The 1,556-nt window shown below is 60.4% G+C and carries 1 protein-coding gene; it reads right to left on the bottom strand.

The features are described 5' to 3' along the window. Positions 1 to 35: 35 nt before the first annotated feature. Positions 36 to 1,432 (bottom strand): IS3 family transposase gene (locus tag IWX64_RS16805; protein WP_395939811.1). Its coding sequence is split into 2 segments (ribosomal slippage): positions 36 to 1,081 and positions 1,081 to 1,432, totalling 1,398 coding nucleotides; the frame shifts between segments, so codons are not numbered across the junction. Positions 1,433 to 1,556: the final 124 nt, after the last annotated feature.

The raw sequence follows: 1,556 nt of genomic DNA, 5'->3' as shown, positions 1-1,556 counted from the left end.
GCGGAATTTGTCAAGGTGAATGAGGCCAGTGGGAATTAGGCTGCTGCTTTTGTGTCGTTTTTCTCGGTTGGTTTGTTGATCCAGGCGGTGTTGGGGATGGCGAGGATTTTGGGGTCGTTGTTGGTGGTGAATCGTTCGGGTGTTTTTGCCCGTGCGGCGGCCAAGATTTTGGCTCGTTCGAGGGCTTTGCTGGCGGCCAGTCCGTAGTGGACATCCGCCGGTGTGTTGAGGCCGATTCCGGTGTGGCAATGGGTGTGGTTGTACCCGTCGACAAAGAAGTCCATGAACGCTCTCGCGTCGGGTAGGGAACTGAAGCGTTCGGGGAACGTGGGAGCGAACTTCAGCGACTTGAACCAGGCCTCACTGTACGGATTATCATTGCTGACCCGGGGACGGGAATGGGACCGGGTGACCTCCAGGTCCGAGAGCAGCGCCGCGACTGTTTTGGAGGTCATCGAGGTGCCACGGTCGGCGTGGACGATCTGCGGGATGCCGTGGATGCCGAAGATTTCCTTCATCATTTCCACGGCCAGTTCCCCGGACTCGTGGGCATGGACGTAGGCGCCGACGATGTAGCGGGAATAGATGTCGATCATGACGTAGCAGTCGTAGTATTTTCCCTTGATCGGGCCAGCGAGTTTGGTGATGTCCCAGGTGTAAACCTGTCCGGGTCCGGTCGCGACCAGCTCCGGCACGGCCCGCGCCGGGTGGCGTGCGATCCGGCGGCGTTCCTTGACCTGGCAGTTCTCCTCCAGGACGCGATAGAACGTGGAGATTGAGCACAAATAGACGCCTTCGTCCAGGAGCCGGGCATAGATCTGCACCGGCGGCAGGTCCACGAAATCCTTCGAATTCACGGTCGCCAGGATGTGGGCGCGCTCGGCCACTGAGAGCTTGTTTGCCGGCGCCGGGACCGGCGGAGGGTCTTCCACCGCGATGCGGGGTTTGCGGGTCGCTGTGGCCCTGGATACCCCTGCAATCACGGCCGCTTCCCGGGTAGAGATATCCGCCAGGGTGAGGGCGGTGTAGGCGCTCATCAGGGTTTCTTGTACCAGGGCTGCTGCTCCGCGCTTTCGGAGATATCCTCCAAAAGCAGCCGTGCTTTTTCCATTATCGACAACGCAGCTGCAGTCCGTGCCAGCTTGCGTTCACTCACCTCCAGCTGCCGACGTAGACGCCCGATTTCTGCCTGTTCAGCAGTGGGCTTGCCGATCTTTTCCCCGGGCTTTTTGCCCTCGAGGACACCGGCGTCGCGGAGCTTACGCCACTCGGTGATCTGGGAAGAATACAGGCCCTCGCGGCGCAGGTAAGCCCCGCCGCCGGTGCCATCGTCACAGGCCTGCTGGTACGCATCCAAGTACGCCAATTTTTGTGCCGGAGTGAACGACCTACGAGGGGTCGGGCCTCCGGACCTGGGGCCAGGATTACTCATGGACCCATTCTCCCGCGGCGGGGAAATTGTGGAGATAGACATTAGTGGTGATCCTGGTTCTCGCCCTACGAACTAGACGAAGTTGCTACGAAGTACTGGCCTCACCCAACCCTGACACGTAGGG

Origin of the sequence: Arthrobacter sp. CAN_A212 (genome assembly GCF_015752345.1) — a bacterium.
Taxonomy (GTDB): domain Bacteria; phylum Actinomycetota; class Actinomycetes; order Actinomycetales; family Micrococcaceae; genus Arthrobacter_D.
The sequence above is the reverse complement of the archived record's forward strand: the minus strand, read 5'-3'. Positions and strand labels throughout refer to the sequence as shown.